The sequence below is a fragment of the Pseudomonas sp. Teo4 genome, assembly GCF_034387475.1.
GTDB lineage: Bacteria > Pseudomonadota > Gammaproteobacteria > Pseudomonadales > Pseudomonadaceae > Aquipseudomonas.
The window spans coordinates 2,691,885-2,718,377 of record NZ_JAXCIL010000001.1; the positions used below are offsets into that span (position 1 = coordinate 2,691,885).

The following is a 26,493-nucleotide window of genomic DNA, read 5'->3' on the forward strand; positions in this document are numbered from 1 at the left end:
CGCGCCCCTCAGGGGGCGTGCGGCCTGTGCACGAGGACCTTTCATGGACATCTTCCTGCAACTTCTGCTTAACGGCGTGTTGCTCGGCGGCACGTTGGCCATTATCAGCATCGGCCTGACGCTGATCTTCGGCATCGTCAGGGTGGTCAACTTCGCCCACGGCGAGTTCCTGATGATCGGCATGTATGCCGTGTACCTGATGAACCAGCATTTCGGCTTGCACCCCTACGCCACAATCATTCCGGCGGTCGCCCTGCTGTTCGTGCTGGGTGCCGGCATGCAGCGCTTCATCATCCAACCGCTGCTGGCCGCCGAAGGGCACATTCAGATTTTCGCCACGGTCGGGGTATCCATTGCCTTGATGAACGCCGCACTGCTGGTGTTCGGCGCCGACATGCTCACCGTGAGCAACCCCAGCGGCCTGGGCACCGGCAGCGTGGCGGTCGGCCCACTGCGCGCCAACAGCGGCCAATTGATGACCTTTGCGGTCTCACTGGCACTGGTCGGCGGCCTGCACTGGTTCCTGCACAACACGTTCCTCGGCCGTGCAGTACGGGCCACGGCGCAGCATCGCAATGCCGCCCTGTTGATGGGGGTGAACGTCAACCGCATCTACATCTTCGCCTTTGGCCTGGGCTGCGCCTGCCTGGGCCTGGCGGCGGGCATGATCGCACCACAGTACCCAGTGTTCCCCACCTTCGGCACGTTCTTCGTGCTGACCGCCTTCGTCATCGTGGTGCTCGGTGGCCTTGGCAGCCTGTCGGGGGCGCTGGTGGGTTCGATCCTGATCGGTGTGGTGGACAGCCTGGCGGGCTACTACATCGCCCCCGACCTCAAGGAGGTGGTGTATTTCCTGATCTTCCTGGCGATCCTCATTTTCCGCCCCACCGGCCTGTTCGGTGCCGGGCGCGGCTCAGAGTAGGAGCTTAGCGATGAACCTTCTTCACCCCCGCGTCTACCTGAGCCTGGCGGCGCTGTCGCTGCTGTTGATCATTCCGTTCGCGGCAGGCTCCAACTTCGTCTTTCACCTGTTCATCCTGATCTGCAGCTATGCGGCGCTGGCCAGCGCCTGGAACATCGTCGGCGGCTTTGCCGGCCAGTTGTCGCTGGGCCATGCCGTGTTCTATGGCACAGGCGCCTACGTCAGCACCCTGCTGTTGCTTCACCTCAACCTCAGCCCCTGGCTGGGCATGCTGATCGGCGCGGCAGCCAGCACAGTGCTGGCCGTGCTCATCAGCTGGCCGTGCTTCCGCTTGCGCGGGCCGTTCTTCGCCCTGGCGACCATCGCCGTGCTCGAAGTCGTGCGCCTGTTGGTGATCAACCAACATGACCTGACCGGCGGCGCCACCGGCCTTGCCGTGCCGCTGAAGCTCGGCGCCGAATGGATGCTGTTCCGCGCCCGCTGGCCGTACCTGTTGATCGCCTTCGGCTTCCTGGCAATCACCTTGCTGGTGTCGTGGAAGCTCAAGCATTCGCGCCTGGGCTACTACCTGATCGCGGTGCGCGAGCGCGAGGACGCCGCCCAGGCCGTTGGCGTCAATGCGGTCAAGGTGAAGCTGATTGCGGTGGTGCTGTCGGCGGCCCTGACCAGCCTGGTCGGCAGCTTCCACGCCATGTACCTGACCTTCATCGAGCCAGGGGCGATGTTCTCGCTGGAGCTGTCGATCCAGATCGCCATGTTCGCTTTGATCGGTGGGCTTGGCACCTTGTCCGGCCCGCTGATCGGCACGGTCATCGTGCTGCCCCTGGCCGAGCTGGCGCGGGGTTGGTTGGGCGATGCCGGCAGCGGCGTGCACGGCCTGGTCTATGGCCTGGTGCTGGTGGCTTTCGTGCTGACCATTCCGCAAGGCCTGGTCGGACGCTTCGGGCCGCGTGTCAGCGCCTGGGTCGACCGGCTGCCCGGCGGCAAGCCCGCAGCGGCCAGCCCCACAGCACCGGCACCGGCAGACAAGCCATTGTCCAAAGTGGGCGAGCCGATTCTGGTCGCCGAGCATCTGCACAAGTATTTCGGCGGCCTGCACGCCACCAACGACGTGTCACTGACCTTGAACGAAGGCGAGATCGTCGGCGTGATCGGCCCCAACGGTGCGGGCAAGACGACCGTGTTCAACCAGCTGTCCGGGTTCATCCAGCCGTCATCCGGCAGCGTCAAGGTGCGCAGTGCCACGGGCCAGTGGATCAGCCCCGCCACCCCGGCGCAATTCGCCGTGGCCGGCATTGGCCGCACCTTCCAGATCGTGCAGCCGTTCGCCGACCTCAGCGTGTGCGAAAACATCATGCTCGGTGCTTTCATGCACACCCGCGACCCGGCCGAAGCACGGCAGATCGCCACGCAGGTGGCCGCTCTCACCGACCTTGGACCACTGCTCGACACCCGCGCCCGCAACCTCACGGTCGGTGGCATGAAGCGCCTGGAAATGGCCCGCGCACTGGCCACCCGGCCACGTGTGTTGCTGCTGGACGAAGTCATGGCCGGGCTCAACCCCACCGACGTGGCCAAGGCCATCGAAATCATCCGCCGCGTGCGCGACACCGGGGTCAGCGTGCTGATGATCGAACACATCATGCAGGCGACCATGACCCTGTCCGACCGCATCGTGGTGATCAGCACCGGCTCGGTGCTGATGGATGGCGACCCACAGGCGGTGGTCAGCAACCCGCAGGTCATCGAAGCTTACCTGGGCAAGGAGTACGACCATGCTGCAGCTTGACAACATCCATGCAGGCTACGGCAACACCGAAGTGCTGCGCGGCGTATCGCTTGAGGTCAAGGCCGGCGAGGTGGTGACCCTGGTGGGTGCCAACGGCGCTGGCAAGACCACCACCCTGCGCAGTCTGTGCGGCCTGATCAAGCCCAGCCAGGGCAGCATCAGCTTCGATGGGCGGCGCCTGGACGGCAGCCGGCCGGACGAAATCGTCGATGCTGGCATCACCCTGGTACCCGAAGGCCGCCAACTGTTCCCGTTCATCAGCGTGCGCGACAACCTGCTGATGGGCGCCTACAAAAAGGCCGCACGAGCGGCCGTGAAACAACGCCTGGAGCAGGTACTTGAGCTGTTCCCGCGGGTGCGCGAACGGTTGGAGCAACATGCCGGCTCGCTGTCGGGCGGGGAGCAACAGATGGTGGCGATTGCCCGTGGGCTGATGGCCGACCCCAAGTTGCTGATCTTCGACGAACCATCGCTGGGGTTGTCGCCCCTGTTGGTGTCGCAGGTGTTCGGGATCATCGACAAGATCCTGGCCCTGGGCACCACGGTACTGATCGTCGAGCAGAACATCGTCCACACCCTGCGCGTCGCGCACCGCGGCTACGTGCTGGAGAACGGCGCCATAACCCTCACCGGCAGTGGCCAGGAACTGTTGGACAACCCGCATGTGAAGCGGGCTTACCTCGGCCTGTAAGGAGCGTTTAATACCATGGCCAACACCATGCATCTGATTGACCACCGCCCGGGCGGCAGCGCCGACTGCCTGCGACTGACCCAGGCCGCCATCCCCACGCCAGCCGACGATGAAGTACTGATCAAGGTGGCGTACGCCGGCGTCAACCGCCCGGACGTGTTGCAACGCTCAGGCAATTACCCACCGCCAGCGGGGGCATCGCCCTTCCTTGGGCTAGAGGTGTCCGGCGAGGTGGTTGCCGTGGGCAGCGCCGTTCGCGACCTCAAGCCGGGCAGCCAGGTCTGCGCGCTCACACCCGGCGGCGGCTACGCAGAATTCTGCTGCGTACCCGCCGCGCACTGCCTGCCCGTGCCGCACGGCCTGTCGCTGCTACAGGCTGCCGCCCTGCCGGAAAACTACTTCACCGTGTGGACCAACCTGTTCGAGCGCGGCCGCCTGACCCGCGGTGAAACCCTGCTGGTCCACGGCGGCTCCAGCGGCATCGGCCTGACTGCGATCCAGCTCGCCAGCCAGTTCGGCGCCACGGTAATGGCCACCGCCGGCAACGCCGAAAAGCTCGACGCCTGCCGCCAGGCCGGCGCCAGCCTGGCGATCAACTACCGCGAAGAGGACTTCGTCGAAGTGCTCAAGGCACACACCGACGGGCGTGGCGTTGACCTGATCCTCGACATGGTCGGCGGCAGCTACATGCAACGCAACATCGACGCGCTCGCCCTTGAAGGCCGGCTGGTGCAGATCGCCTTCCTCGAGGGCAGCCAGGCCGAACTGAACGTGATGCCGATCATGCTCAAACGCCTGACCTTCACCGGCTCCACCCTGCGCGCCCGGCCCAAGGCAGAAAAGGCGGCCATCGCAGCCGCGCTGCAGCAGCACGTCTGGCCGCTGCTGAGCGCCGGGGCCTGCCTGCCGGTGATCCATGCCACCTTCCCTTTGGCGCAAGCCGCCCAAGCCCACGCACTGATGGAAAGCAGCCGTCATATCGGCAAGATAATGTTGGAGATCAACCCATGATTGAAGGTCGTCACAACGGCAGGAACGTTCTGGTTTCAGGGGCTGCCAGCGGCATCGGCGCGGCGATCGCACTGCGCTACTGCGAAGAGGGGGCGACGGTTGCGCTACTCGACCTCAACCCGCAGGCGCTGCACGAACAAGGCGAGGCCCTGCGCGCCAAGGGCTACAAAGTGGCCTGGCAGGCGGCGGACGTCGGCGACTTCAGCCAGTGCCAGCAAGCCTGCTCGCGGCTGGCCGATGAGCTTGGCACCATCGACACGCTGATCAACAACGCCGGCATCTCCCCCAAGCATGACGGCCAGCCGGCGCCGATCTGGCAGATGAGTGCCGAAGAATGGCAACGGGTGGTGGCAGTCAACCTCAACGGCGCCTTCAACCTCACCCGCTTGCTTTCGCCATCGATGGTCGAGCAACGCTTTGGGCGTATCATCAGCATGTCGTCGGTGGCCGGCAGCGCCTACCTGCCCCTGGTCGCCGCCCATTACAGCGCCACCAAGGCTGCGATCATCGGCTTCACGCGACACCTGGCCGGCGAACTAGGCGAATATGGCATCACCGCCAACGCACTGGCGCCGGGGCGCATCGAGACCCCACTGCTGAAAACCGTGGCGTCGGCAGCCAACGAGGCGGTCATCGCGCAGACCCCCTTGCTCAGGTTGGGGCAGCCTTGGGAGGTGGCAGATGCCGCGTGCTATTTGAGTTCTCCGGAAAGTGCGTTCATCACCGGCCAGGTGCTGGATGTGGCAGGTGGATGGTTGATGCGCTGATCCCGCCATGCACGGGCCAGGCTGGCAGCTCTGCCGCCGGCCCGTGGTTCCCATCGCTGAGGCGAGCATCAGCCTATTGCCGAGAGAAGCGGCCACGAGTAGGTTTCGACACCCAAGCGCGGCGATCATCACAGCAAACGTAAAGGCAGCACCAAGATCTCCAACCGTCAGCGGGAAACCTGAACATGCAGACCCTCCTCAACGCAGACCTTCAGGCGATAGCCCTGATGCATGCAGATGAACAACCCTGGATCAAGAGCCCGCAAGCAGGCGTGGAGCGATGCCAGTTGTTTCGCGTGGGTGCAGAACAGGCCAGGGCTACCTCCCTGGTCCGCTACAGCGCAGGAAGTGCATTCACCCCGCATGTGCATTCAGGGGGCGAAGAGTTTCTGGTGCTGTCCGGGGTTTTCGAGGATGAATGGGGAAGCTACCCGGCCGGCAGCTATGTCAGAAACCCGCCTGGCAGCCAACACACTCCAGGCTCACCTGCTGGCTGCATCATCTTCGTCAAGCTACGCCAGTTCCACCCCGAGGATGATCAACGTGTAGTCGCACAGCTGCCAGCGCAAGGCAGCACGCTGCTTTTCAAAAACGCTCACGAGCATGTCCATCTACATGACATATCGCCAGCGATGGCTCTGGATCTGCACAACGACCAAGGGCTGGAGCTGTTCGTCCTCGACGGCACTCTGCGCGGCGACGATTTCGAGCTACGCCCATGGAGCTGGATGCGGCTGCCACCCGCTACGCCACTGCATGTTGTTGCAGGGGAAGCAGGGGCGAAAGTCTGGGTGAAGGCCGCACCGCTGGACCTGGGTTTCTGAGGGTTGGCAACTGGATCAGACTGGATTCGACTGCCTGTCGCGCAGCATTTTCTCTATTGAGCGGGGCGACAAGGTGCGACTACCTTGCGTCCTCGCAAAAGCGGTGAATGGCCTGGCAAGCCGCACGCAGCGACTCGTCATCCAGAGCATAGGCAATGCGCAGGTAGCCTGGAAGACCGAAAGCGCTGCCCTGTACGACCGCGACGTTGGCTTCCTCTAGCAACGCCAAAGCCACCGCCTCATCATTGAGCAACTCACGACCACGTGGAGAGCGCTTGCCAATCAGGCCAGAACAGTCGGCAAAAGCGTAAAAGGCACCACCTGGGACTACGCAACTGATACCCGGCACCTCGTTGAGCAACTCGACCATGAAATCGCGGCGCCGCTGGAATACTTCGCGGCTGTGGGCGATGAAGTCTTTCGGTCCGTCCAGAGCAGCGATTGCAGCGTGCTGCGAGATGGAACAGGCGCCTGAGGTCTGTTGCCCCTGCAGCTTCTCCATCGCGTCGAGCAGCCAGCGAGGACCTGTGGCGAACCCGATTCGCCAGCCCGTCATGGCATAGGCCTTGGACACGCCGTTCATGGTCAAGGTCCGTGCAGCCAGCCGTGGTTCAACCTGGGCGAGCGTAAGGAAATCACGACCGTCGAAGATCAGGTGCTCATAGATATCGTCCGCCAGAATCAGCACCTGTGGGTGGGCAAGCAACACCTCGGCCAAAGCTTGTAGCTCGTTGCGCTCGTACACCGCGCCCGTGGGGTTGGAAGGCGAATTGAGGATCAGCCAGCGAGTCTTCGGCCCGATGACCTCAGCCAGCGCGTTCGGGGTCAACTTGAAGTTCGACTCGGCGCCACAAGCGACAATCCGTGACTCGCCACCACACAGCTCAACCATTTCTGGATAGCTGACCCAGTACGGGGCGGGGATCACAACCTCGTCGCCTTCGTTCAGGGTCGCGGCCAGGGCATTGAAGATGACCTGCTTGCCGCCGCTGCACACCAGCGTGTCCTGCCAGCTGACGTCGAGACCGTTCTCGCGCTGGTATTTGCGTGCGATGGCTTCACGCAGCGCGCGAAGGCCGGCCACCTGGGTGTAACGGGTGTGACCATTGTTGATCGCACTGATGGCTGCGGCACGGATGTGCTCAGGCGTGTCGAAGTCCGGCTCACCCGCACAGAGCGAAATGATCTTCGCGCCTTCTGCGCGGCGCGCAGCAACACGGTCGATGATCTTGTAGGTCGCCGAAGGTTTGGCAGCTTCCAGGCGACGGTTCAGCGTTTCAAGGCTCACGCGCACTCCTCCGGGTAAGAAAGGCCCATCAGTTCCAGGGTGCTTTTGCCTTCGCGCAGCTTGCCCATGAACACGGCTTCTTTGTCGGCGCGCTTCTGCCCCTCACGCAGCGTATGTTCAGCCGCGTCGGCCGGGATGATGATCACACCATCCTCATCCGCGACGACCAGGTCGCCAGCGCTGACCTGGGCGCCGCTAAAGTCGAACGGCTTGCCTACCGAAGGCGTGGTCGCCTTGACGGTCCCTTTGACGCAGATGCCCCGCGCAAACACCGGGAAGCCATGCGCTTCAAGCGCGGCGATGTCGCGCACGCCGCCATTGATCACAAGGCCAACGATGCCCGCGGTTTCAGCGGCCACGGTAAGCACTTCCCCCCAGTAACCGGCGACGAAATCGGCGGTATCACAAACCAGGACGCTACCACGCGGTGCTTTGGCCACGGCCAGATGCAAGCCCAGGTTGTCACCTGGCGAGCACTGCAACGGGTAAGCTGGCGCGGCGATGAATGCACCTTTCCAGACAGCACGAATCTCACGGTCGACCGCGCAAGGCAGGCCGGATGCCTCATATAGGGTGGAGGTGCCGAGGACCTTTGCAATGTTCTGATAGTCGTGAGGAAGGCTCATGGTCGTTTGCTCTGCAGGGAGTGGTAACCGAGGGCGGCACGGGCTTCTTTGAGGCTCTTGCCAGTGGTGATTTGTTCGCGGATCTGCGCTTCAACGTGTTCGATGCGTCGCGCGGTTTCTGCCACATCCCGAGCACGGTCGCGCGGCACGATGACCACGCCATTGGCATCAGCGACGACGATGTCGCGAGCACAAACCCGGGCATGGCCAACCGACACCGGCTGATTGACGGCCACGACTTCCACGCGGTCCTTGCCGGTACGCATGAAGCGGCCTTTGCTGAACAGCGGGTAGCCTTCGCCCAGCGCCTTGTTCACATCACGGCAGACACCGTCAATGACCGTGCCAGCGATGCCACGCGCCAAGGCATACTGGGTCATGATGTCGCCCCACACTGTGCAATCGGTGCGGCCTTCGTTGGCGATAACCACAACGTCGCCGGGTGCAACGTCATCAATGAAGTCGCCGACAGTGCCAGGCGGGGTGCTGGCGCTGACGTACTGCACAGTGAAGGCCGGGCCGACCACGACCTGGCCGTAGTTGGCCAGTGGGACAATACCGAACGCTTGGCCTGGCAGGCCGAGTTTGTCCATCGCGTCGGATACACCGGGGGTATCCAGGCCTTCAAACAAGGCGACAAGGTCTTTATCGAAAAGGCTCATGTCAGTGCTCCACCTTGATGGCTTCGAATTGGCTGTCGTGCATGACCTCTTCGACCGAACGACCGGCGCGGACGGCGTCAACCATGCCGGCTTGACGGCGGTCGATGCGCTCGGCCAGGTCCAGCACCTGCTCGATGGCTTGGGCCTGAACGAAAACGGTGCCGCATTCGTCGGCGATTACGTAGTCGCCCTCTTCCACCTCCACGCCAGCCATGCTCACTCTGACGGCGGCATCGACCTGGATGAGCCGGTTGCGCGCACTGATCATGGTCACGCCGCGGCCATAGACCGGATAACCGATATCGGCACTGCCGCGGATGTCGCGACTGAATCCGTCGATGATCGAACCACGAATGCCTTTGCGTCGAGCCGCATTGGCCAGGATGTCGCCCCAGCTGGAGATTCCATCGACGCCACCGGCGATCACCAGCACGCGATCATCGGTGCCGATCTTTTCCACCACCGGGGTAATCAGGTGAACGGTGGGCGCCATGTCCTGCTTGGGGGCCAACTGCACGGTGCTGGCTCGACCGACAATTTTTGGGCAGTTCCAGAGCGGCATGAGGCCATTGGTGGCGCCTGGGAGTTGGAGGAAGTCCAGCGCGTCCGACACCGTATTGGTGTCGAGCGCGGCCAGGCGCTCAAGCGGGGCTTTCAAGCTCATCGGTTGCAGACCTCTTGTAGGTGAGGCTTGAGTATCTGCGCCGAGGTTTGATACGTATATTACGAAGAAGCTAAGCTTGTCATATCCCAAACCTATGGAAGAGCGCCGTGATCAACTTTCGCTTGATACGCCACCTCTGGCTGTTCCTGGCTGTTGCCGAGGACCAGAACTTCAGCCGCGCGGCCAAGCGCCTGGGCATGTCGCAGCCGCCGTTGACCGAGCAGATCCAGGCCCTCGAGCAATCCCTGCGGGTTCAACTGTTCACGCGTTCTCGCCGTGGTGCACAACTGACGGCTGCCGGGGCGGCCATCCTTCCCGCAGTCCGCAAGTTTGCCGATCAACTGGAGCGACTTGAGTTGGCGGTACACGAAGCGGTCGCAGGCCACGCAGGCGTGGTGACCATTGGTGCGATTACATCGGCCATGATCGATGTGCTGCCGCCGCTGATCGAGCGGTTCAAGCAGGATCACCCGTTGATCACGGTTTCGGTTCGGGAAATTGATAGCGCAGAGGCGATTCCCGCGCTTGAGGCAGGTGATATCGATATCGCGTTCGCACGCCTGGAAGGCAATCTCGGCCGGCATATTCAATCCCTGCCGTTGTCCGAGGATCGACTGGCAGTAGCGCTGCCCAACGACCATCCTTTGGCCGCCAGCGAGTCGATTTCCCTCAAGGCGCTCGCCGATGAGACCTTGGTCATGGCATCGAGGGATGTAAGCCCGGTGTATTTCGATTACCTGGTCGGACAGTGCAAAGCCAGCGGCTTCGCACCGCGCATCGTGCATCAGGTCCGTTCGGTCTCCTCACAAGTTGCCTTTGTCAGCTGCGGCCAGGGCATCGCTCTGGTACCAACGTCGATGGACAGACTCGCCCCCGAAAACGTCCTCATTCGCCCCCTGCAACCCGAGGTGAAAGTGGTCACCACGGCCATGGCTTGGCATGGCGAGCACAAAAACCCGCTGGTAGAGGCAATGATCGATCAGGCAAAGCAAAAACTCGCTGTCATAGGCTAGGCATATAACAGGGTTCGTGGCTTCGTATTTTACAAATCATCGGGTGGGCTCGACATTGGGGAATTGTAATAGGAGCCCCCATCCGTGTCCCACCCAGCTCGCTTCACCCACGAGAACATCCCGCTGAACATCGACGGTGTGCAACTCGACCTGGCGGTGCTACACCGCACCGGGCCGAAAGCGCCCATCCTGTTCCTCCACGGCTTCGGTTCCACCAAAGAAGACTACGCCGATATCACGCTGCAACACGCTTTCGATGGGCATACCTTCATTGCCTACGATGCGCCAGGTTGCGGTGAAACCGCGTGCACCGACCTCTCGCGCATCAACATCCCTTTGCTGGTAAAAACAGCGCAGGCCGTGCTCAAGCATTTCGAGATCGACAAGTTCCATCTTGTGGGCCATTCGATGGGGGGACTTACCGGTCTGATGCTGGCTCATGGGGAGCCACAGCGGGTGCTGAGCTTCGTCGATATCGAGGGCAACATTGCCCCGGAAGACTGCTTCCTCAGTCGCCAAATTCATGATCATCGTCGCGAAGATGACGAACGCTTCTTTCACGACTTTATCGAGCGCACTCGATTAGCCTCGGACCCCGCGAGCGCCCTGTATGCCGCGAGCCTCGTGCACAAAGTACGTACTGGCGCAGTGCGCGGCATTTTCGAGTCGATGGTGGAGTTCTCCGACAACGGCGAGCTCATGGACAAGTTCCTGGCACTGCCATTCCCGCGCCAATACATGTACGGGGTGACCAACTCACACCTGTCCTACCTCGGGCACATCGCAGCCCAGGGCGTGCAACTGGCGTGCATCCCGGACTGCGGCCATTTCCCGATGTACTCCAACCCCGTCCTGATGTGGCAACACATCAAGGCTCTGCAAGACCGCGCCTAAGCGAATCGAACTACCGAAGCGCGGCTGCGCTGGCCGCGTGAGGCTCGAACTACCCCAGTAAAAATAACAATGAGGTTGCGCCATGCTCGAAGCCATCAATGGTTTTCTCTCGGGAAAGCTGCTCATCGTCCTGGTCGTCGGACTGGGCGCCTATTTCACAATCAAGACACGCTTTGTGCAGCTTCGCTACTTCCTGCACATGTTCAAGGTCTTCAAAGACAGCCTCACCAGCAGTTCTACCCAGATCAGCTCGTTTCAGGCGCTCATGCTCAGCCTTGCAGGCCGGGTAGGTGCGGGCAACATCGCGGGCGTTGGCGTGGCGGTAACGCTGGGCGGCCCAGGCGCTGTCTTCTGGATGTGGGTCACCGCGTTGGTGGGGATGGCGACAACGCTGATGGAGTGTAGCCTGGCCCAACTGTACAAACGCAGAGATGCCAGTGGCCAGTTCCATGGTGGCCCCTCCTTCTACATCGAGCACGGTCTGAAAATGCGCTGGCTTGGTGTGGTCATGGCCGTTCTGCTTGTCGTCACCTTCGGCTTCTCGTTCAACGGCCTGCAATCGCATGCCGTGACCCATTCCCTGCAGAATGCCTTCGGTATCAACCCTACCTATTCAGGCATTGTTCTGGCCGGGGTGCTGGGGCTGGTCTTCGTCGGAGGTATCAAGCGAATCGCCAAAGTGGCAGACCTTTTGGTACCGGTCAAAACACTGGCCTACATCGGCGTGACCCTGTACGTGATCGTCCTTCAGTTCGATCATGTGCCGATGATGCTTTTGACCATCATAAAAAGTGCGTTTGGGCTGGATCAGGCCTTCGGTGGCCTCATAGGCAGCGCCATAGTGATGGGGGTCAAACGTGGGGTGTTCGCCAATGAAGCAGGTCTGGGCAGTGCACCCAACGTGGCCGCAGTGGCCGAGGTCAAGCACCCGATCTCTCAAGGTGTGGTGCAGGCGTTCAGTGTGTTCTTCGATACGTTCGTGATTTGTACCTGCACAGCGCTGCTAATCCTGCTTTCTGGCTTTTACACCGCCGGGTTTGCCGGTGACGGCCTGGTACTGACCCAGAACTCGCTGGCTGCGGTGGTGGGCGACTGGGGACGCGTGTTCATCAGCGTCGCGCTTGCGTTGTTCGTGTTCACCTCGATTCTTTACAACTACTACCTCGGCGAGAACAACCTCAAGTTCATCCTCGGTGAAAGCCGCAAGGTGCTGCTGGGCTACCGCACGCTCGTGCTGGCCTTGATCCTTTGGGGATCGGTACAAGACCTCTCGACGGTATTTGCCTTCGCCGACATCACCATGACGCTTTGCGCGCTGGTGAACCTGATCGCCCTGACACTGCTGTACAAGGTTGGCCTCAGGTTACTCGCGGACTACGACAAACAGCGCAAGGCAGGCATTGCCGAGCCCGTCCTGACTGCCACTGCGTTTGAGGACGTGAACATCGACAAGGGTATCTGGTCGACACCGAACCCAGAGACCGTAGACAACCCAGCGATAGTGGTTGGCCATCGCTGAAACGCGTGGTGTTGATGGGGCCGGTTGCGTGGCCCCATTCAGTTGCATTGCCTTGAAACGCCCGGCCACTAGCAGTTTTCGGTTGTTTCAGCCGAAACGAAAAAAGGGCCCGAAGGCCCTTTTTCACGACTTGCCTCGATTCACTCTCCCATCTGCAGCTCGGGCAATTTGACTCGGAATGCCCGAGTCATCAAAAGCAGACACAGGACCCCAGCACCCATCCAGCACAAACCGATGGTGAAGGACATTGACGATAGGCTGGTCCATAGCCAGATAGTGGTGAGGAAGCCAAGCCCAGGCAGTACTCCGTACAGCACCAGGTTATGTAAACCACGCAATTGCTGGTCGAGCAGGTAATGCTTGACCACCGCCAGGTTCACCGCCGAGAAAGCGAACAGTGCTCCAAAACTGATCATGTTGGCGACCGTGTCCAGCGTGATGAACAGGGCGATCAGCGAGAGCACACTGACCAACATAATGGCGGTAGCCGGCACTCGTTTGGTGGACACCAGCTTGCCAAACACCCTCGGCAGCGCACCATCACGCCCCATCGCAAAGAGTACCCGGGACACACTAGCTTGAGACACCATCGCCGAAGCGAAGCATCCGGCCACGTAGGTTGCGGTAAAGGCACTCACGAGCAGCTCGCCCCCAACCCTTCGCATCACGTCCACCGAAGCCGAATCCGGATCGTTGAAGGTACTCCATTCCGGAAAAACCATCTGCGCGCACCAGGACACCAACAGGAACAACAGGCCGCCGACCAGCGTTACCGCCATGATCGCCTGAGGGATACGGCGTTTCGGTTCAGGGGTTTCCTCGGCCATGGTCGATACCGCGTCGAAACCCAGGAACGACAGGCACAGCACCGCTGCGCCTGTCATGATCAGCGGCATGTTGAAGCCTTGGTGGTGAAATGGCGCCAGTAGCGAGAGCGGCTGGGCTTGCTGCCCCACGTGCTTGATGGACAGGGCCACAAACACCACGATGAACACCAACTGCCCGACGACCAGTATCCAGTTCATTCTGGTGATCGATTCAATGCCGATCAGGTTGAGGAACGTGACAAGGGCGATGGAACCAAACACCCAGACCCATGCGTGAACTTCGGGGAAGTACTCGGACATGTAGATGCCGATCAGCAGGTAACTCAGCAGCGGCAGGAAGATGTAGTCCAATAGCAGAGTCCAGCCGGCGATAAAACCGAAGTAACTGCCAAAGGCTTTGCGCGTGTAGGTATAGACCGAGCCCGAAAATGGATGAGCCTGGACCATGCGACCGTAGCTGTAGGCGGTGAAGAGCATGGCGACCAGGGTGATGATATAGGCGATGGGCAGGTGCCCTTTGGTCATTTGAGTGACCAGCCCGTAAGTGGTGAATACCGCCAGCGGCACCATGTAGGCCAGGCCGAACAGCACTAGCGCGGTGAGGCTCATGGACTGGCGGAAGCGCCGGGGTGTACCGCTTTGTGACGGTGAATGGTGAGCGGGAGTATCGGCTGCGTTTATTGTTGTATTCATTGCGGACTCCAGGAAACTTGCCTGCAAGGTGCCGCAGCATCAAGGATGCCTGATGCTGTTGATGGCGCTTCTTCGGAGGGGTTGCTGCCCACCCGCGGATAGGATGGGCAGCAGGTACATCACAGCTTGCCGACAAGCCGTGCAGTACGATCAACAGCGATTCGAGTTTTCTCGACCAGTTCGTCGAGTTCACCGCGAGTGGCCACCAAGGCAGGCGCCATGATCATACGGCCCAAGGTGGAGCGGATGATGACGCCCTCCTCGAAACCGAAGGTACGGCACTGCCAGGCCAGGTCGTTCTCGTTGGCAAAACGCTTGCGGCTGGGCTTGTGTTCGGCGAACTGCAGCGCCGCCACCAACCCGGTACCCTGCACCTGGCCGATCAGTGGGTGGTCGGAGAACACCTCGCGCAGGATACGCTGCAGATAAGGACCGGTCTCTTCCTTGACCTGGCGCACGATACCTTCATCACGCAGCGCCTTGAGGTTGGCGATCGCCACCGCCGCCGCCACTGGATGCCCGGAATAGGTCAGACCGTGGGCGAACACCCCGCCACGCTCGACCAGTGCCTCGGCGATGCGCTTGCTCAGCACCAAGCCACCCATCGGTACATAGCCCGAGGTCAGGCCCTTGGCGATCGACAAGGTGTCGGGTTCGAAACCGAAGTACTCGTGGGCGAACCATTCGCCGGTGCGGCCAAAGCCACCGATCACTTCGTCGGCGCACAGCAGCACGTCGTACTGACGGCAGATACGCTGGATTTCCGGCCAGTAGCTTTCCGGTGGGAAGATCATCCCGCCGGCGCCCTGGAACGGCTCGGCGATGAAGCCGGCGACATTCTCGGCGCCCAGTTCGAGAATCTTCTCTTCCAGTTGCAGGGCGCAGCGGCGGCCGAACTCGGCCGGCGACAGCTCGCCGCCAGCGGCGTACCAATATGGCTCGTCGATGTGGGCCACGTCCGGGATCATCCCGCCCATCTCATGCATGAATTTCATGCCGCCCAGCGCGGTGGCTGCCAGAGTCGAGCCGTGGTAACCGTTCCAACGACCGATCATGATCTTCTTGCTCGGCTGGCCAACCACCTGCCAGTAACGGCGCACGGTGCGGATCAGCACCTCGTTGGCCTCGGAACCGGAGTTGGTGTAGATGGCGTGGCTGTAGTGGCCCGGCAGCAGGCTGAACAGCAGCTCGGACAGTTCGATCACAGCCGGGTGGGTGGTGTGGAAGAACATGTTGTAATAGGCCAGCTGGTCCATCTGCGTGGCAGCGGCGGCAGTCAGGTCCTTACGGCCGTAGCCGAGCTGGGTGCACCACAGGCCCGACATGCCGTCCAGGTAGCGCTTGCCGTCGCTGTCCCACAGGTGCAGCCGCTCGCCACCGACGATCACCCGCGGGCCTTCGGCGTTCAGCGCTTTCTGGTCGAGGAAGGCGTGAATGTGGTGCGCGGCGTCGCTGCTTTGATAATCGCGGGTTGCACGCTGCGAAGTATTGAGAGGCGCGTTCATACTGATTTATTCCTGTATTTATTATTTCAGGGACGACAGTGCCCGCGGCAGCAAACTTTGCCACCCGGACCAACAAAAAGACCAGTTGAAAGAGATTATTGTCGGCGAAGGTAACTTTCCAAGGGATCCTTGGTCAGCCCCTCTTGAGCTTGCGCAACCGAATCAATGAATAATGTAAACAGTTCCGACTGCTTTGAAATATCGAGTTTGGCGTAAAGATGCTTTCGATGTGTTTTTACCGTGTCCTCGCTAATTCCAAGACGCTCCGCCAACGAGCGAATGGAATGACCGCGAAGCATGTACTGGGCAATCAAACACTCCCGTTCCGTCAACAAGGATGAACCAAAATTTGTAAGCGCGGCACTGATCTGGCGCCCGAAAGCGCTCTCAAAACGCCGCCCGGGCGATTCGACATCCAAGTTCCCCCAATGACGGCGAACGACGGCCAATACCCATGGCGCGATGCACTTGAGATTCTCAACCTGAACTTTGGTAAGCCGAGCAGTGCTGGCCACTGCGACCGCGATGGTAAGTTTTGGCCCCAACGGAACGATGTAGTTCAACTCATCCTCCAGCCGCGCATGCTGGTAGAACGACAGGTAATACTCACTTCGTCTGAAATGATCAGGGGCCACATCGCTGAGCCGATAACACCCCGGCTCGATACCTTCTAAACTGGCGCGATAGAATGGGCACAGCAAGTAAAAGCCTTCAAGATACTTTTTGATATTCCCTTCGGGCATCCATGGCCCCTCCTCGTCTCGCTCAAATAGCGCCGAGGGCAAACCTTCATGAGGAAATAGAAATACGGTTAGCGCCTGAGAGGGAGCCAGATGATTCAAAGCAGCAAACAACGCCTCGACGAATGCTGACGATCCTATGCCATCGACAACGTGGGCCATCTGTTGGTACCACGCTTCGGATGTCAGGCGGTCTCTTTCCATCGCTTTCGTCTCGTTTAAGACATTGGAAGTGCCTCGGCTCAATGGCTTGGGCGTTAAGGGATTGTTTCACGAGCGCCGCTCGGCCACCATCACCCTTTTGGGTGAGCGGGCGGCCTATCCAAGCGGGCCGCCTTCCGACAGTGATTCAGCTTCAGGCCTGAATTTCATGCGCTCAACGACGGCTCGGATGCTTCCCTGAAGCCGAGCCATCACCTGGTGAATTTCACTTATGCAGTCCTGAGCATGCTTGGCCAAGTGTCTTACTTCATCGGCCACAACGGCGACGCGTAGATTTCAGCTTGCACGCCAAGTAGGCTCAACGAGCCGCCCAAGCATTGAAGCGTTCTTCCAACTCTTCACCGTGATCAACCCAAAACTCCGCATTGACTAGCTGCGCCTCTGCCAGATTTGATGGAGCCGTCGGTAATTGCTGTTGGACATCGGCCGGTAATTGGCCCAATGCGTCCTGGCGAATAGGGCCATAAGGGATCTGGCTGGAGAAAGTTCTTTGAGGTTCCGGCTGGCTGGCAAAGGCGATGAACTGTTCCGCCAATGCCTTGTTTTTTGACCCTTTCACGATCGCCCAGTGGTCAGGATCATACAAACTCCCTTGCCAAACGATCCCGAGCTTCGCCCCTTCCTTCTGAGCGGCGGCTACCCGGCCGTTATAGGCAGCGGACATCACGACATCTCCGGCGACGAGCCATTGCGGCGGTTGAGCGCCTGCCTCCCACCACTGGATCGAAGGCTTGATCTGGTCAAGCTTCTTGAAGGCGCGGCTCACCCCTTCCGGTGTGCCGAGTACCTTGTAAAGTTCCTCCCGTGAAACACCGTCCGCAAGCAGCGCTACCTCGAGCGTGTACTTGGCACCTTTACGAAGGCCTCGCTTACCAGGAAAACGCTTCGTATCCCAGAAATCGGCCCACGAGGTCGGGCCCTGGGTGAGCTTGGCCGCGTTGAACGCAAGCACCATCGACCAGACGTAACTGGCCACACCGCACTCACTGAGGGTTCCCGGCAAATAGTTCGACTGCTCACCGATTATGGCCGGATCAATTTTCTCGAAAAGCCCATCCTCGCAACCCCGAATGAGCTCTGGGCTTTCGACTTCGACAACATCCCAGGACACATGACCAACCTCGACCATGGCTTTGATCTTCGAAAGTTCACCGTTATATTCACCGGCAATAACTTTTCCGACGCCACGCTGATCGAATGGCTGAAAATAAGCCGTTTGCTGGGCTGCCTTGGTGGCGCCACCGAAAGAAATCACGGTAAGTTGAGATTCTTCGGCGACTGCAGAAAAGCTCATGACACTGAACAACGCAACGCTAAGTGACGCAGAGACGATACGCATTGAAACGCCCTCACTGTTGTATTTGTCGTGGTGTTGAGGCAGTTGTGGGAAAGGCCAAAAGGCCAAAGTCGAAAGCACTCAGACCCTTTGAAAGTTATTATTATCAAAGGCCGTGCATTGCGTGGATGCACGGCCGGATGGGAGCCAATCTTTAGCGCAGTTGGAACCAGGTAGTTTTCAACTGGGTATATTTATCGAAGGCGTGCATTGACAGGTCGCGACCAAAGCCGGATTGCTTGCCACCACCGAAAGGAACTGTCACATCCAGTGCGTCCATGGTATTCACCGAGACAGTGCCAGCATTCAAAGCACGGGCCACTCGGTGCGCGCGGTTCAAATCATCACTCCAAACAGAAGCAGCCAATCCATAGATGCTGTCGTTGGCCAACTGCACGGCCTCTTCTTCGGAATCGAAAGCACTGATGGCCAAGACCGGACCAAAAACTTCTTCACGTGCAATGCTGCTGGCATTGGTGACGTTGCCGAAGATGGTCGGCTGAATGAAGTTCGACGAGCCATTGATCGACATCTGCTCACCGCCGCTCAGCAGCTTGGCGCCTTCGCCTTGAGCCTGATCGATGGCACTCATGATGCGACGGGTCTGTTCACTGTCAACGATTGCGCCTGCAGCGCTGCGAGGGTTCAGCGGGTCACCAGGCAGCCAATTATGCGATTTGGCGATGACCCGCTCCACGAACTCCTCGTGAATAGAACGCTGCACGTACAGACGAGAATTCGCGGAGCACACTTCACCTTGGTTGAAGAAGATACCAAAGGCGGCTTTCTCTGCAGCCAGGTCGAGATCCTGGCAATCATCGAATACCAGGTTGGGGCTCTTGCCGCCGCACTCCAGCCATACCTGCTTGAGGTTCGACTGAGCGGAGTACTGCATGAAGAATTTTCCGACCTGAGTAGAACCCGTGAACACCAGGCAGTCGACATCGGGGTGCAGACCCAGCGCTTTGCCCGCATGCTCGCCGAGGCCTGGCACTACGTTCAGTACCCCTTCTGGTATTCCGGCTTCAAGCGCAAGTTGGCCCAGGCGCAAGGCAGAGAACGGAGACTGCTCAGCGGGTTTCAACACAACGCTATTACCCGCCGCCAGTGCTGGCGCCAGCTTCCAGGCAGCCATATCAAGCGGGAAGTTCCAGGGCACCACCGCAGCGACTACACCCAAGGCCTCTCGCGTAATCGTCGCCAACGCATTAGGGGCGGTTGGAGCCACTTGGTCGTAGACCTTGTCCAGCGCCTCGCCGTACCAGGCAAATACACCTGCAGCCCCAGGAACATCGATGTTATAGGCATCCATCACGGGTTTGCCCATATTCAACGAGTCCAGAAGCGCCAGCTCTTCACGGTGAGCCAACAGCAACTCGGACAGTTTGATGAGGATCTTCTTGCGCTCAGCAGGTGCCATGCGCGCCCACGGGCCGTCATTGAAGGCACGGCGAGCACTGCTCACCGCCAAGTCGACCTCCTCGGCACCACACGCAGCTACACGAGCGAGCAGTTGGTTGGTAGCCGGGTTCATGGCATCGAAGGTGGCCCCGGAACAGGCTGCCAATTGCTTGCCGCCAATCAGCGCCTTATCAATGAAATTTTGGCGGGCTGCGCGCTGCTGCCAGTAGTTAAGGTCGAACACACTGTACTCCCACATCGACCGCTGCTACGGTCAGTTTGTTATTCAGGTGAGAGGATGGTGCGCCACTATTGCGGCGAGGAAAATTAGTAAAAATATGCTCCAGTCATATGAAAAAGCTCTGCAAGACCAGGGGCAAGCGCTGTCATTCCTGAGGTAATGTGCTACTGAACCCCTAGGGTCTGTATGAAAAGTCTTGAGACGAAGGTCAGGCAAGGCGAAAACAGCCGAGGAAGCGGAGTTTACGGGTTGTAAATGAGCATTCCGAGGCTGTTTTCAACGCAGCATCACCGAGTATCAAGGCTTTTCGTACAGAGCCTAAATGTGTGACGGCGCCGGTGGGCAATAGCTTGTCGGCCAAGCAACCGAGGTAACCGTGGCGTCCTATACCTTGCGGCAACTGAAATACTTCGTGACGACCGTCGAGGCCGGCAGCGTCGCCGAAGCTTCGCGTCAGCTGTACATCGCGCAGCCATCGATCTCGACCGCGATCAAGAGCCTGGAAGAAAATTTTGGCGTCCAACTCTTCATTCGCCACCACGCCCAAGGGGTGTCACTGACCCCTAGCGGAAAGAGGTTCTATCACAAGGCTCAGGAGCTGCTCCGGCTATCCCATGAATTCGAGCAGAACGCCCTCGCTGACAATGACGTAGTGGCCGGGCAGATCGATATCGGCTGTTTCGAAACAGTCGCTCCGCTCTACCTGCCGCAGCTCATTGCCGAGTTCTGTCAGATCTATCCGGGCGTGAACATACGGCTACGTGACGGCGACCAGCAGGAGCTCGTTCAGGGGCTCACTGCCGGGACATTCGATGTCGCATTCCTGTACGAGCATGAGCTGGATAGCACGATCGTCACCGAGCCATTGATGCCACCGCAAAAACCGTATGTGCTGCTTGCGGCCAACCATCGCTACGCGGGGCAATCGCAGGTATCACTCCGTGATTTGGCCAGAGAGCCGATGATTCTGCTCGACGTTCTCCCCAGCCGCACCTACTTCGTGAGCTTGTTCCACGAGCTTGGGCTTACACCCAATATTGTGTTCGGCTCACCCTCAATCGAAATGGTCCGCGGCATGGTAGGACAGGGATTCGGTTTCTCTTTGTTGGTCACACGGCCGCACTCGACCTGCACCTATGATGGGAAGCAAGTCGTGACGCTCGAAGTGGCAGAGCCGGTGACGACTTCGGGATTGGTGAGCGCGCGATTGCGCAAAGGGCAACTCACCAAACCGGCGCAATTGTTCGTCGACTTCTGCCGTGAACGCCTGACAGCAATGAGCCAATAGCCTGCACGAAGCAACCGGCTCCTGTGGGAGCCGGGCTTGCAACATTGCAGGTTCGATATCAAAGGCTGAGGTAATCGCCCAAGCGAACCATCATCGCATCACAGCTTTCGAGCTGCTCAAGGGTGACGAATTCGTCGGGCTTGTGGCCTTGGTCCATGCTACCGGGCCCGCACACCACTGTCGGGATGCCCGCCGCATCAAAAAGGCCACCCTCAGTACCGAAGGCGACAGTCCCAAAGTCAGTGGACCCGCAAAGATGTGACAACACCCGTGCAGCTTCACTGTTCGGTGAAGTGGCCAAACCCGGGTAGGCACTCAGTGGCTTGAGCTGGATCCCACTTTCCGCCTTCACCGCCTGCATGCGCGGAACCAACTCGGTCGACGCATAGGCTTCCAACTGCACCGCAACCTGGTTGGCATCAAAACCTGGCAACGCACGCACCTCGAAATCAAACTCACACTCGGCCGGAACTATGTTGAGCGCTCGGCCGCCGCGGATAACTCCGGTCTGGATCGTAGAGAAAGGTGGGTCGAAGCGCTCGTCGTGGTTTTCAGGCTTGGCGAGTTCCTCGCCAAGCTCGCCCAGCCGACCAATGAGTTTTGCCGCATATTCGATCGCATTCACACCATAGGGCGCGTATGCAGAGTGGCACGCGGCGCCTTTGACCTGGCAGCGCATGGCGAGCTTTCCCTTGTGCCCCAGCACGGGTTTGAGCTCGGTTGGCTCACCAATCAGACAGAGCCTGGGTTTGTTTGGGCGTTTTTCCAGCTCAGCCAACATCGAACGCACACCGAGGCAGCCGACTTCTTCATCATATGAGAAAGCCAGATGGACAGGCACGCGCAGCGAACGCAACAGGAACACCGGCACTGCGGCTAACGTGCAGGCGATGAAGCCCTTCATGTCGGCAGCGCCGCGACCGTAAAGGCGGCCGTCAGACTCAGACATCCTGAAGGGTTCCACCGTCCACGCCTGCCCCTCTACCGGAACCACATCGGTGTGCCCGGAAAGTACGACTCCACCTTCGACATCAGGGCCGATAGTGGCAAACAAGTTGGCCTTCGTTCGCTCCTCATTGAGGAACAGCTCGCTGGAAACGCCGTAACTTTCCAGATAATCGCGGATGAAGTAGATCAGTTCCAGATTGGAGTCGCGACTTACCGTAGGAAAACCTATCAGCCGCTCCAGCAGATCGCGGCTGGACTGATTATTCATCGCCTGGCACTCCGTAGCTTGGAGCGGCAGTGGGGTCAAGAGCACGGGTCAGGTAATCCTGCATTTGTGGCTTGTAGGCCTGCCACAAGGCGTCCAAATGACCAATCGGATTTGTATCAGCCCAGTCTACCCGCAGATCGACGATCGGCCAGATGAGGTCTCCGACAATCTTGATAGCAGCAGAATGCACAGGCCCGGCTTCCCCACCAGCAGCCATCGCAGCATGCATGGCAGCGAGCAAGCGATCAGCAAGCTGACCCGGTGCGTCTTCAAAGGCCTGAACCATTGCCGGGATGACGTCGACACTGGACAACAGGTTTCCAGCCGCAGCGCATTGATCACCGGCGACCGCGTTATAGACGCCCAATGACTCCTTGCCGCTGAACAACGCGATACGACCGCTGCCATCGATGACGGTCACCTGCCGGTACTGGCTCCATCCATTGGCATTCAGTGCCCTGTCAAGCGCAGCGGCGGGATCCAGATTGTCGCTCTCCAACAAGTCCAGAATGTGTGGCCCCAGGGCAGGCAGCGTGACGTTCTGGGTGGCAACGGCGCCGACGCCCGCACGTACCCAAGGGCAGCGAGCACCGACGGCGATGCTGGAGGAACTGATGGCAATGCCGAGCTGACCTGTCTCAGCGCAGCGGCCAATGATGGAAAAGGTCATGTACTGCTCCCTGGTTTTTGCCTTGAGGATTGAAAGTAGCAATGCGATTACTGCGTCTGCCAGTCGTCCGGAATGACCGCGATCACATCAATCTCCATCAGCCACTGCGGCTGCGCGAGGCCAGAGACGACGAGTCCGGTGGAGATAGGGAACACACCTTTGAGCCACTTGCCAACGACTTGGTAAACCGGCTCACGGTAGCGCGGATCAATGATGTAGGTCGTGGTTTTGACGATGTGGGACAGGTCGCTGCCGGCCTCTTCCAGGAGCTGCTTGACGTTCTTCATCGCCTGCTCGGTCTGGGCGGCAGGATCGCCCAAGCCAACCAGACGCCCCTCGAAGTCGGTACCTACCTGGCCACGAACATAGACGGTATTGCCGGCACGAACGGCTTGGCACAGGTCATTGTCCAGTGTCTGGTTCGGGTAGGTGGCTTTGGTATTGAACATCCGGATGCGGGTATGAGTCGCCATCTTCTTCGGTCCTGTGATTATCTTGAGTTTTGCGATCTGAAAATCGTCAACACGCTTGTATGCGAAGACTTATTGGTCGCGCTTGCGCTGATCCGCATCGCGGTAGGACAGATAGGTGCGCTGGGTGGCGATGTGGCCGGCCACATGTTTGGCGTCATGCCATACACCCCAAATGAAGCTGGAGCCGCGGCGGGAGAGCCAAGGCAAACCCAGGAAGTACACGCCCGGCTCGCTCGATACGCCGCGCTGGTGTTTCGGCTTACCGTTTTCATTGAAGGCGTTGACCTTCAGCCAGCTGTAGTCGACGGAGTAGCCAGTAGCCCAGATGATCGTGTTGATGCCTGCTTCGGCCAGGTTCAACTCGAGAATCGGGTCGGTGACGCATTCAGGGTCCGGATACTTCGCGCGCGCTTCCGGCTCCTCCGGCAGGTCCAGGCCATTGCTTTCGATGTAGGCATCGGCAGCATCCAGGAGCCACAGGTAATTCTCGTCACCAGCCGCCAAGTTGGCGCAAAGGTCGCTATGGAACGACACCACACCGTTCTCAACGGATTTGGTCAGGCCGACCAGCGTCATGCCTTGGTGCGCCAAGCCGCGGAAGTCGATGGTGTTACCACCACGTGCACCGCTCACCGCGATGGTGACATGCTCCCGCCCCTTCTTGACGGTTTCAGCATCCCACTCGCCCAGAACGCCTAACCACCAGCAGAAGTCGCGTTTACGATAAGCGCGCGGTGGACGGTCATGCGGACCTACGGACAAATAGACCTTACGGCCAGCACGCTGAAGCTCGTCGGCGATCTGAACGCCCGAAGAGCCGGCCCCGACAACGAGCACTGCACCCTCAGGCAGTTGCTCTGGGTTGTAATAAGCCGCGGAGTGGATCTGGTGAATGCTGCCGTCTTCAGGCGCGATTGGGGGGATCACAGGTTTCTGGAAAGGGCCCGTGGCAACCACTACCCGGTTCGCCTCGATCACACCCTCAGACGTTTCGACGGTGAAACCTGGGCGACCAGCGTTGCGCACGACGCTCTTGACCTCAACACCCGTGCGAATTGGCGCGTTGAATTTCTTGGCATAGGCCTCAAAGTAGTCGGCAACACGGTCTTTCGATGCGAAATCATCTGGACCGACATCATCGAATTCCAGCCCAGGGAAGCGGTCATGCCACGCCGGACCGTTCGCAACCAGTGAGTCCCAGCGGCCAGTGCGCCACGCTTGCGCAATGCGGTTACGCTCCAGCACGAGGTGAGGAACGCCGAGACTGCTCAAGTGCTCGCTCGCGGCAACGCCAGCTTGGCCGGCGCCAACAACGAGCGTATCGATTTCTATTTTTTGTTCTGGCATTTCTGGGTCCTTCGAGAGGCAGATGTGAATCAGGTCGGCCTGAGCCTTGCTGTCCGGGCACATCCCTTACCTGTTTGAGATAGGCACTGCCGCAGACAGCGCAGCGCACCACAAGGTGGGATGGGTCACATTCTGTTCAGGAGCTGAGAAATGCGAAATTATGATTTTTGTGGTCGTTAGCTAGGAAAAAGCTTGGTCCTGTGAAGCGCGCTTGCCGGTGCAGGCAATTCGGACAAGGCACGGAAAGGTCTGCCATCGGCTGACCTTTAATGGGTTGTGCTCCATAGGCGGCTTGGGCACCGCCACCACATCGAGATCTGCGACAGCGTGCTCTACCGGCCCGCTTTCAGACTCAACCTGCGAAAGGCGATGCATTGATTGAACTCAGCATCGAATGTCTGATCTCGGGCATGCCGGATCGCCATTTCCGCAAGAGACATGGTGACCTCTTGAACCTGCCGCAAGCCAAATGTTCATCTCGCCCACGGTCCTGCCTCATCGAAAAACCGAATTGGGGTCTATCCCAGTCTGGACTCAAATCTGGCCTTGAAATGCCCGGCCACTAGCGATCTACGATGGCAACTATGCTGGCGACCCGGCCGAGATGATTGCCAGCCTGAGCGTGAAATTTCGACCGCGCCGAGCCCCCCACCCGAACATGAAACGCTTTACCGCGCCTGGCGCGGCATGCAGCGATGGCGCCTGTAGATCTGCGCCCAGGGGGCAGCGCCGCATTCGCCCTGCTCGAAGTGCTGCGAGCCCCATGGCCTGGCTTACTCGGGCGGGAAGGCGATGGGGGAATATGGACGTATGGTGTGATACCGCTGAATTACTACAAATTCGCTCTCTCACATGTTTCTGCGAAAGGACACACGCACCACTTTGTTTCTGTGCGCAACACCTCTGGGCTTTTTTGGTGCAGATCGTAGGGCGAAGTAAGTTTACATGCCGCAAATTAAAACATTGGCATAAATATTGTTATCACCACTTGCATCGATTGTTGAACAATCATCAGTGGAGCGTCCCCCCTATGTCTCGCGCAGCAGCCCTCACCCTCCCCCTAATTCTTGCAGCTACAGCGCACGCCGCCGACGGCACCTTGCAGCCCGAGCACCTGAGTATCGGCTCGGACTTGACCTACCCACCTTACACGTACCTTGCCCAGGGTAAGCCAGCCGGCTTCGACCCTGAGTTCATGACCCTGCTCGGCCAGCAACTCAAGCTCACGCCGCAGTTCCATGACACTCGCTTCGCCAACCTTGTAATGGGTGTGAATGCACGCCGTTTCGATGTGGTCGCCTCGGCCCTGTACGTCACCCCCGAGCGCGCCGCCCAAGTTGACTTCGTGCCCTACCTGAAAAGTGGCGCCTCGCTGATGGTGCGTACCGACGATAACTTCCGCCCGCAAAGCCCCGAAGACCTTTGCGGCAAACGCGTCGGCTCGATCAAGGGCGGCTCGTGGATTCCCAAGCTCATGGCCCTGTCCAAAAGCTACTGCCAAGCCAACGGCCAGGCACCGATCGACTCCCGCGAGTTCCCGACCTCCCCTGAAGCCGCTCAGGCCCTGCTAGCCAACGCCGTGGACGTGCAGTTCGAAGACGCTGCCGTGGCCGCCATCACCGCTGACAAACTCAAGGGCCGTGTCACCCTCAGCTCAAAGACGCTGATCTACCCAGTGGTCATCGGCCTGGCCGTACGCAAGGGCAACGACGCGCTACTCAAGCAAATCGATCAAGGCCTGGCCGCCATGAAAGCAAGCGGCGACTACCAGACGCTGCTCAACCGGTACAACCTGGGCGAACCCACCCCAACCGACGTTGCCCAGGCCCTGGGCAAAGCGCCTCAAGCGGTTTCGCAATAATCC

The 26,493-nt window shown here is 59.7% G+C and carries 24 protein-coding genes; 11 read left to right on the plus strand and 13 right to left on the minus strand.

The window, feature by feature from the left end; all coding sequences use genetic code 11:
* The first annotated feature begins 43 nt into the window (after positions 1-43).
* From PspTeo4_RS12075 to PspTeo4_RS12100, 6 genes are all read left to right on the plus strand, one after another.
* Positions 44-922, plus strand: a complete 879-nt coding sequence (locus PspTeo4_RS12075) for a branched-chain amino acid ABC transporter permease (RefSeq protein WP_322363990.1) — start codon at positions 44-46, stop codon at positions 920-922.
* Positions 923-932: 10 nt separating this feature from the next.
* Entirely contained in the window at positions 933-2,711 is a 1,779-nt protein-coding gene (locus PspTeo4_RS12080) for a branched-chain amino acid ABC transporter ATP-binding protein/permease (protein ID WP_322363991.1), read from the plus strand.
* Positions 2,698-3,402 (plus strand): ABC transporter ATP-binding protein, encoded by a 705-nt coding sequence (locus PspTeo4_RS12085; protein WP_322363992.1) that lies wholly within the window; start codon positions 2,698-2,700, stop codon positions 3,400-3,402. The genes PspTeo4_RS12080 and PspTeo4_RS12085 overlap by 14 nt, the downstream gene beginning before the upstream one ends.
* Before the next feature lie 15 nt (positions 3,403-3,417).
* Positions 3,418-4,413 carry an NAD(P)H-quinone oxidoreductase gene (locus tag PspTeo4_RS12090; protein WP_322363994.1) on the plus strand — a complete coding sequence of 332 codons (996 nt, stop codon included), beginning with the start codon at positions 3,418-3,420 and terminating at the stop codon, positions 4,411-4,413.
* Complete coding sequence (locus PspTeo4_RS12095; protein ID WP_322363995.1) at positions 4,410-5,180, plus strand: SDR family NAD(P)-dependent oxidoreductase; 771 nt, start codon at positions 4,410-4,412, stop codon at positions 5,178-5,180. The genes PspTeo4_RS12090 and PspTeo4_RS12095 overlap by 4 nt, the downstream gene beginning before the upstream one ends.
* Positions 5,181-5,365: 185 nt before the next feature.
* Complete coding sequence (locus PspTeo4_RS12100; protein WP_322363996.1) at positions 5,366-6,004, plus strand: cupin domain-containing protein; 639 nt, start codon at positions 5,366-5,368, stop codon at positions 6,002-6,004.
* A gap of 79 nt (positions 6,005-6,083) precedes the next feature.
* On the opposite strand, the gene PspTeo4_RS12105 is transcribed toward PspTeo4_RS12100, so the two are convergent.
* Genes PspTeo4_RS12105 through PspTeo4_RS12120 form a run of 4 tightly spaced genes read right to left on the minus strand, consistent with a single transcriptional unit; the run spans position 6,084 to position 9,244 of the window.
* Complete coding sequence (locus PspTeo4_RS12105) at positions 6,084-7,292, minus strand: pyridoxal phosphate-dependent aminotransferase (RefSeq protein ID WP_416196921.1); 1,209 nt, start codon at positions 7,290-7,292, stop codon at positions 6,084-6,086.
* Complete coding sequence (locus PspTeo4_RS12110) at positions 7,289-7,918, minus strand: dimethylmenaquinone methyltransferase (protein WP_322363998.1); 630 nt, start codon at positions 7,916-7,918, stop codon at positions 7,289-7,291. Before PspTeo4_RS12110 ends, PspTeo4_RS12105 begins: the two co-directional genes overlap by 4 nt.
* Positions 7,915-8,580 carry an RraA family protein gene (locus tag PspTeo4_RS12115; RefSeq protein WP_322363999.1) on the minus strand — a complete coding sequence of 222 codons (666 nt, stop codon included), beginning with the start codon at positions 8,578-8,580 and terminating at the stop codon, positions 7,915-7,917. The genes PspTeo4_RS12110 and PspTeo4_RS12115 overlap by 4 nt, the downstream gene beginning before the upstream one ends.
* 1 nt (position 8,581) lies before the next feature.
* Positions 8,582-9,244: an RraA family protein gene (locus tag PspTeo4_RS12120; protein WP_322364000.1), complete on the minus strand. Its 663-nt coding sequence runs from the start codon at positions 9,242-9,244 to the stop codon at positions 8,582-8,584.
* Between the two features lie 107 nt (positions 9,245-9,351).
* On the opposite strand from PspTeo4_RS12120, the gene PspTeo4_RS12125 reads away from it, so the two are divergent.
* The 3 genes from PspTeo4_RS12125 (at position 9,352) to PspTeo4_RS12135 (ending at position 12,670) form a co-directional block, all read left to right on the plus strand.
* Positions 9,352-10,257, plus strand: coding sequence for a LysR substrate-binding domain-containing protein (locus PspTeo4_RS12125; protein ID WP_322364002.1), 906 nt, complete (start codon positions 9,352-9,354; stop codon positions 10,255-10,257).
* Positions 10,258-10,341: 84 nt separating this feature from the next.
* Positions 10,342-11,151: an alpha/beta hydrolase gene (locus PspTeo4_RS12130; RefSeq protein ID WP_322364003.1), complete on the plus strand. Its 810-nt coding sequence runs from the start codon at positions 10,342-10,344 to the stop codon at positions 11,149-11,151.
* Between the two features lie 82 nt (positions 11,152-11,233).
* The gene (locus tag PspTeo4_RS12135) at positions 11,234-12,670 is read left to right on the plus strand and encodes an alanine/glycine:cation symporter family protein (RefSeq protein WP_322364004.1); all 1,437 of its coding nucleotides are present in this window, start codon (positions 11,234-11,236) and stop codon (positions 12,668-12,670) included.
* Positions 12,671-12,810: 140 nt separating this feature from the next.
* On the opposite strand, the gene PspTeo4_RS12140 is transcribed toward PspTeo4_RS12135, so the two are convergent.
* The 5 genes from PspTeo4_RS12140 to PspTeo4_RS12160 all read right to left on the minus strand — a co-directional run bounded on the left by PspTeo4_RS12140 (position 12,811) and on the right by PspTeo4_RS12160 (position 19,638).
* Complete coding sequence (locus PspTeo4_RS12140) at positions 12,811-14,190, minus strand: APC family permease (RefSeq protein ID WP_322364853.1); 1,380 nt, start codon at positions 14,188-14,190, stop codon at positions 12,811-12,813.
* Positions 14,191-14,309: 119 nt separating this feature from the next.
* Positions 14,310-15,695 carry an aspartate aminotransferase family protein gene (locus tag PspTeo4_RS12145; protein WP_322364005.1) on the minus strand — a complete coding sequence of 462 codons (1,386 nt, stop codon included), beginning with the start codon at positions 15,693-15,695 and terminating at the stop codon, positions 14,310-14,312.
* 95 nt (positions 15,696-15,790) lie between these two features.
* Complete coding sequence (locus tag PspTeo4_RS12150; protein ID WP_322364006.1) at positions 15,791-16,639, minus strand: helix-turn-helix transcriptional regulator; 849 nt, start codon at positions 16,637-16,639, stop codon at positions 15,791-15,793.
* Between the two features lie 316 nt (positions 16,640-16,955).
* Positions 16,956-17,951 (minus strand): ABC transporter substrate-binding protein, encoded by a 996-nt coding sequence (locus tag PspTeo4_RS12155; protein ID WP_322364854.1) that lies wholly within the window; start codon positions 17,949-17,951, stop codon positions 16,956-16,958.
* 196 nt (positions 17,952-18,147) lie between these two features.
* Positions 18,148-19,638: an aldehyde dehydrogenase gene (locus PspTeo4_RS12160; protein ID WP_322364008.1), complete on the minus strand. Its 1,491-nt coding sequence runs from the start codon at positions 19,636-19,638 to the stop codon at positions 18,148-18,150.
* A gap of 373 nt (positions 19,639-20,011) precedes the next feature.
* On the opposite strand from PspTeo4_RS12160, the gene PspTeo4_RS12165 reads away from it, so the two are divergent.
* Positions 20,012-20,923, plus strand: a complete 912-nt coding sequence (locus tag PspTeo4_RS12165) for a LysR family transcriptional regulator (protein WP_322364009.1) — start codon at positions 20,012-20,014, stop codon at positions 20,921-20,923.
* Positions 20,924-20,981: 58 nt separating this feature from the next.
* Here PspTeo4_RS12165 and argE read toward each other — a convergent pair whose 3' ends face one another.
* From argE to PspTeo4_RS12185, 4 genes are all read right to left on the minus strand, one after another.
* The gene (gene argE, locus PspTeo4_RS12170) at positions 20,982-22,139 is read right to left on the minus strand and encodes an acetylornithine deacetylase (protein WP_322364011.1); all 1,158 of its coding nucleotides are present in this window, start codon (positions 22,137-22,139) and stop codon (positions 20,982-20,984) included.
* A complete protein-coding gene (locus tag PspTeo4_RS12175; protein WP_322364012.1) occupies positions 22,132-22,809 on the minus strand; it encodes a DUF1028 domain-containing protein in 678 nt (225 codons plus the stop codon). The genes argE and PspTeo4_RS12175 overlap by 8 nt, the downstream gene beginning before the upstream one ends.
* A 47-nt stretch (positions 22,810-22,856) precedes the next feature.
* Positions 22,857-23,282, minus strand: coding sequence for a RidA family protein (locus PspTeo4_RS12180; protein ID WP_322364013.1), 426 nt, complete (start codon positions 23,280-23,282; stop codon positions 22,857-22,859).
* 69 nt (positions 23,283-23,351) lie between these two features.
* A complete protein-coding gene (locus PspTeo4_RS12185) occupies positions 23,352-24,629 on the minus strand; it encodes an NAD(P)/FAD-dependent oxidoreductase (protein WP_322364014.1) in 1,278 nt (425 codons plus the stop codon).
* A 1,030-nt stretch (positions 24,630-25,659) separates the two neighbouring features.
* On the opposite strand from PspTeo4_RS12185, the gene PspTeo4_RS12190 reads away from it, so the two are divergent.
* Positions 25,660-26,490, plus strand: a complete 831-nt coding sequence (locus tag PspTeo4_RS12190) for a transporter substrate-binding domain-containing protein (protein ID WP_322364015.1) — start codon at positions 25,660-25,662, stop codon at positions 26,488-26,490.
* Positions 26,491-26,493: the final 3 nt, after the last annotated feature.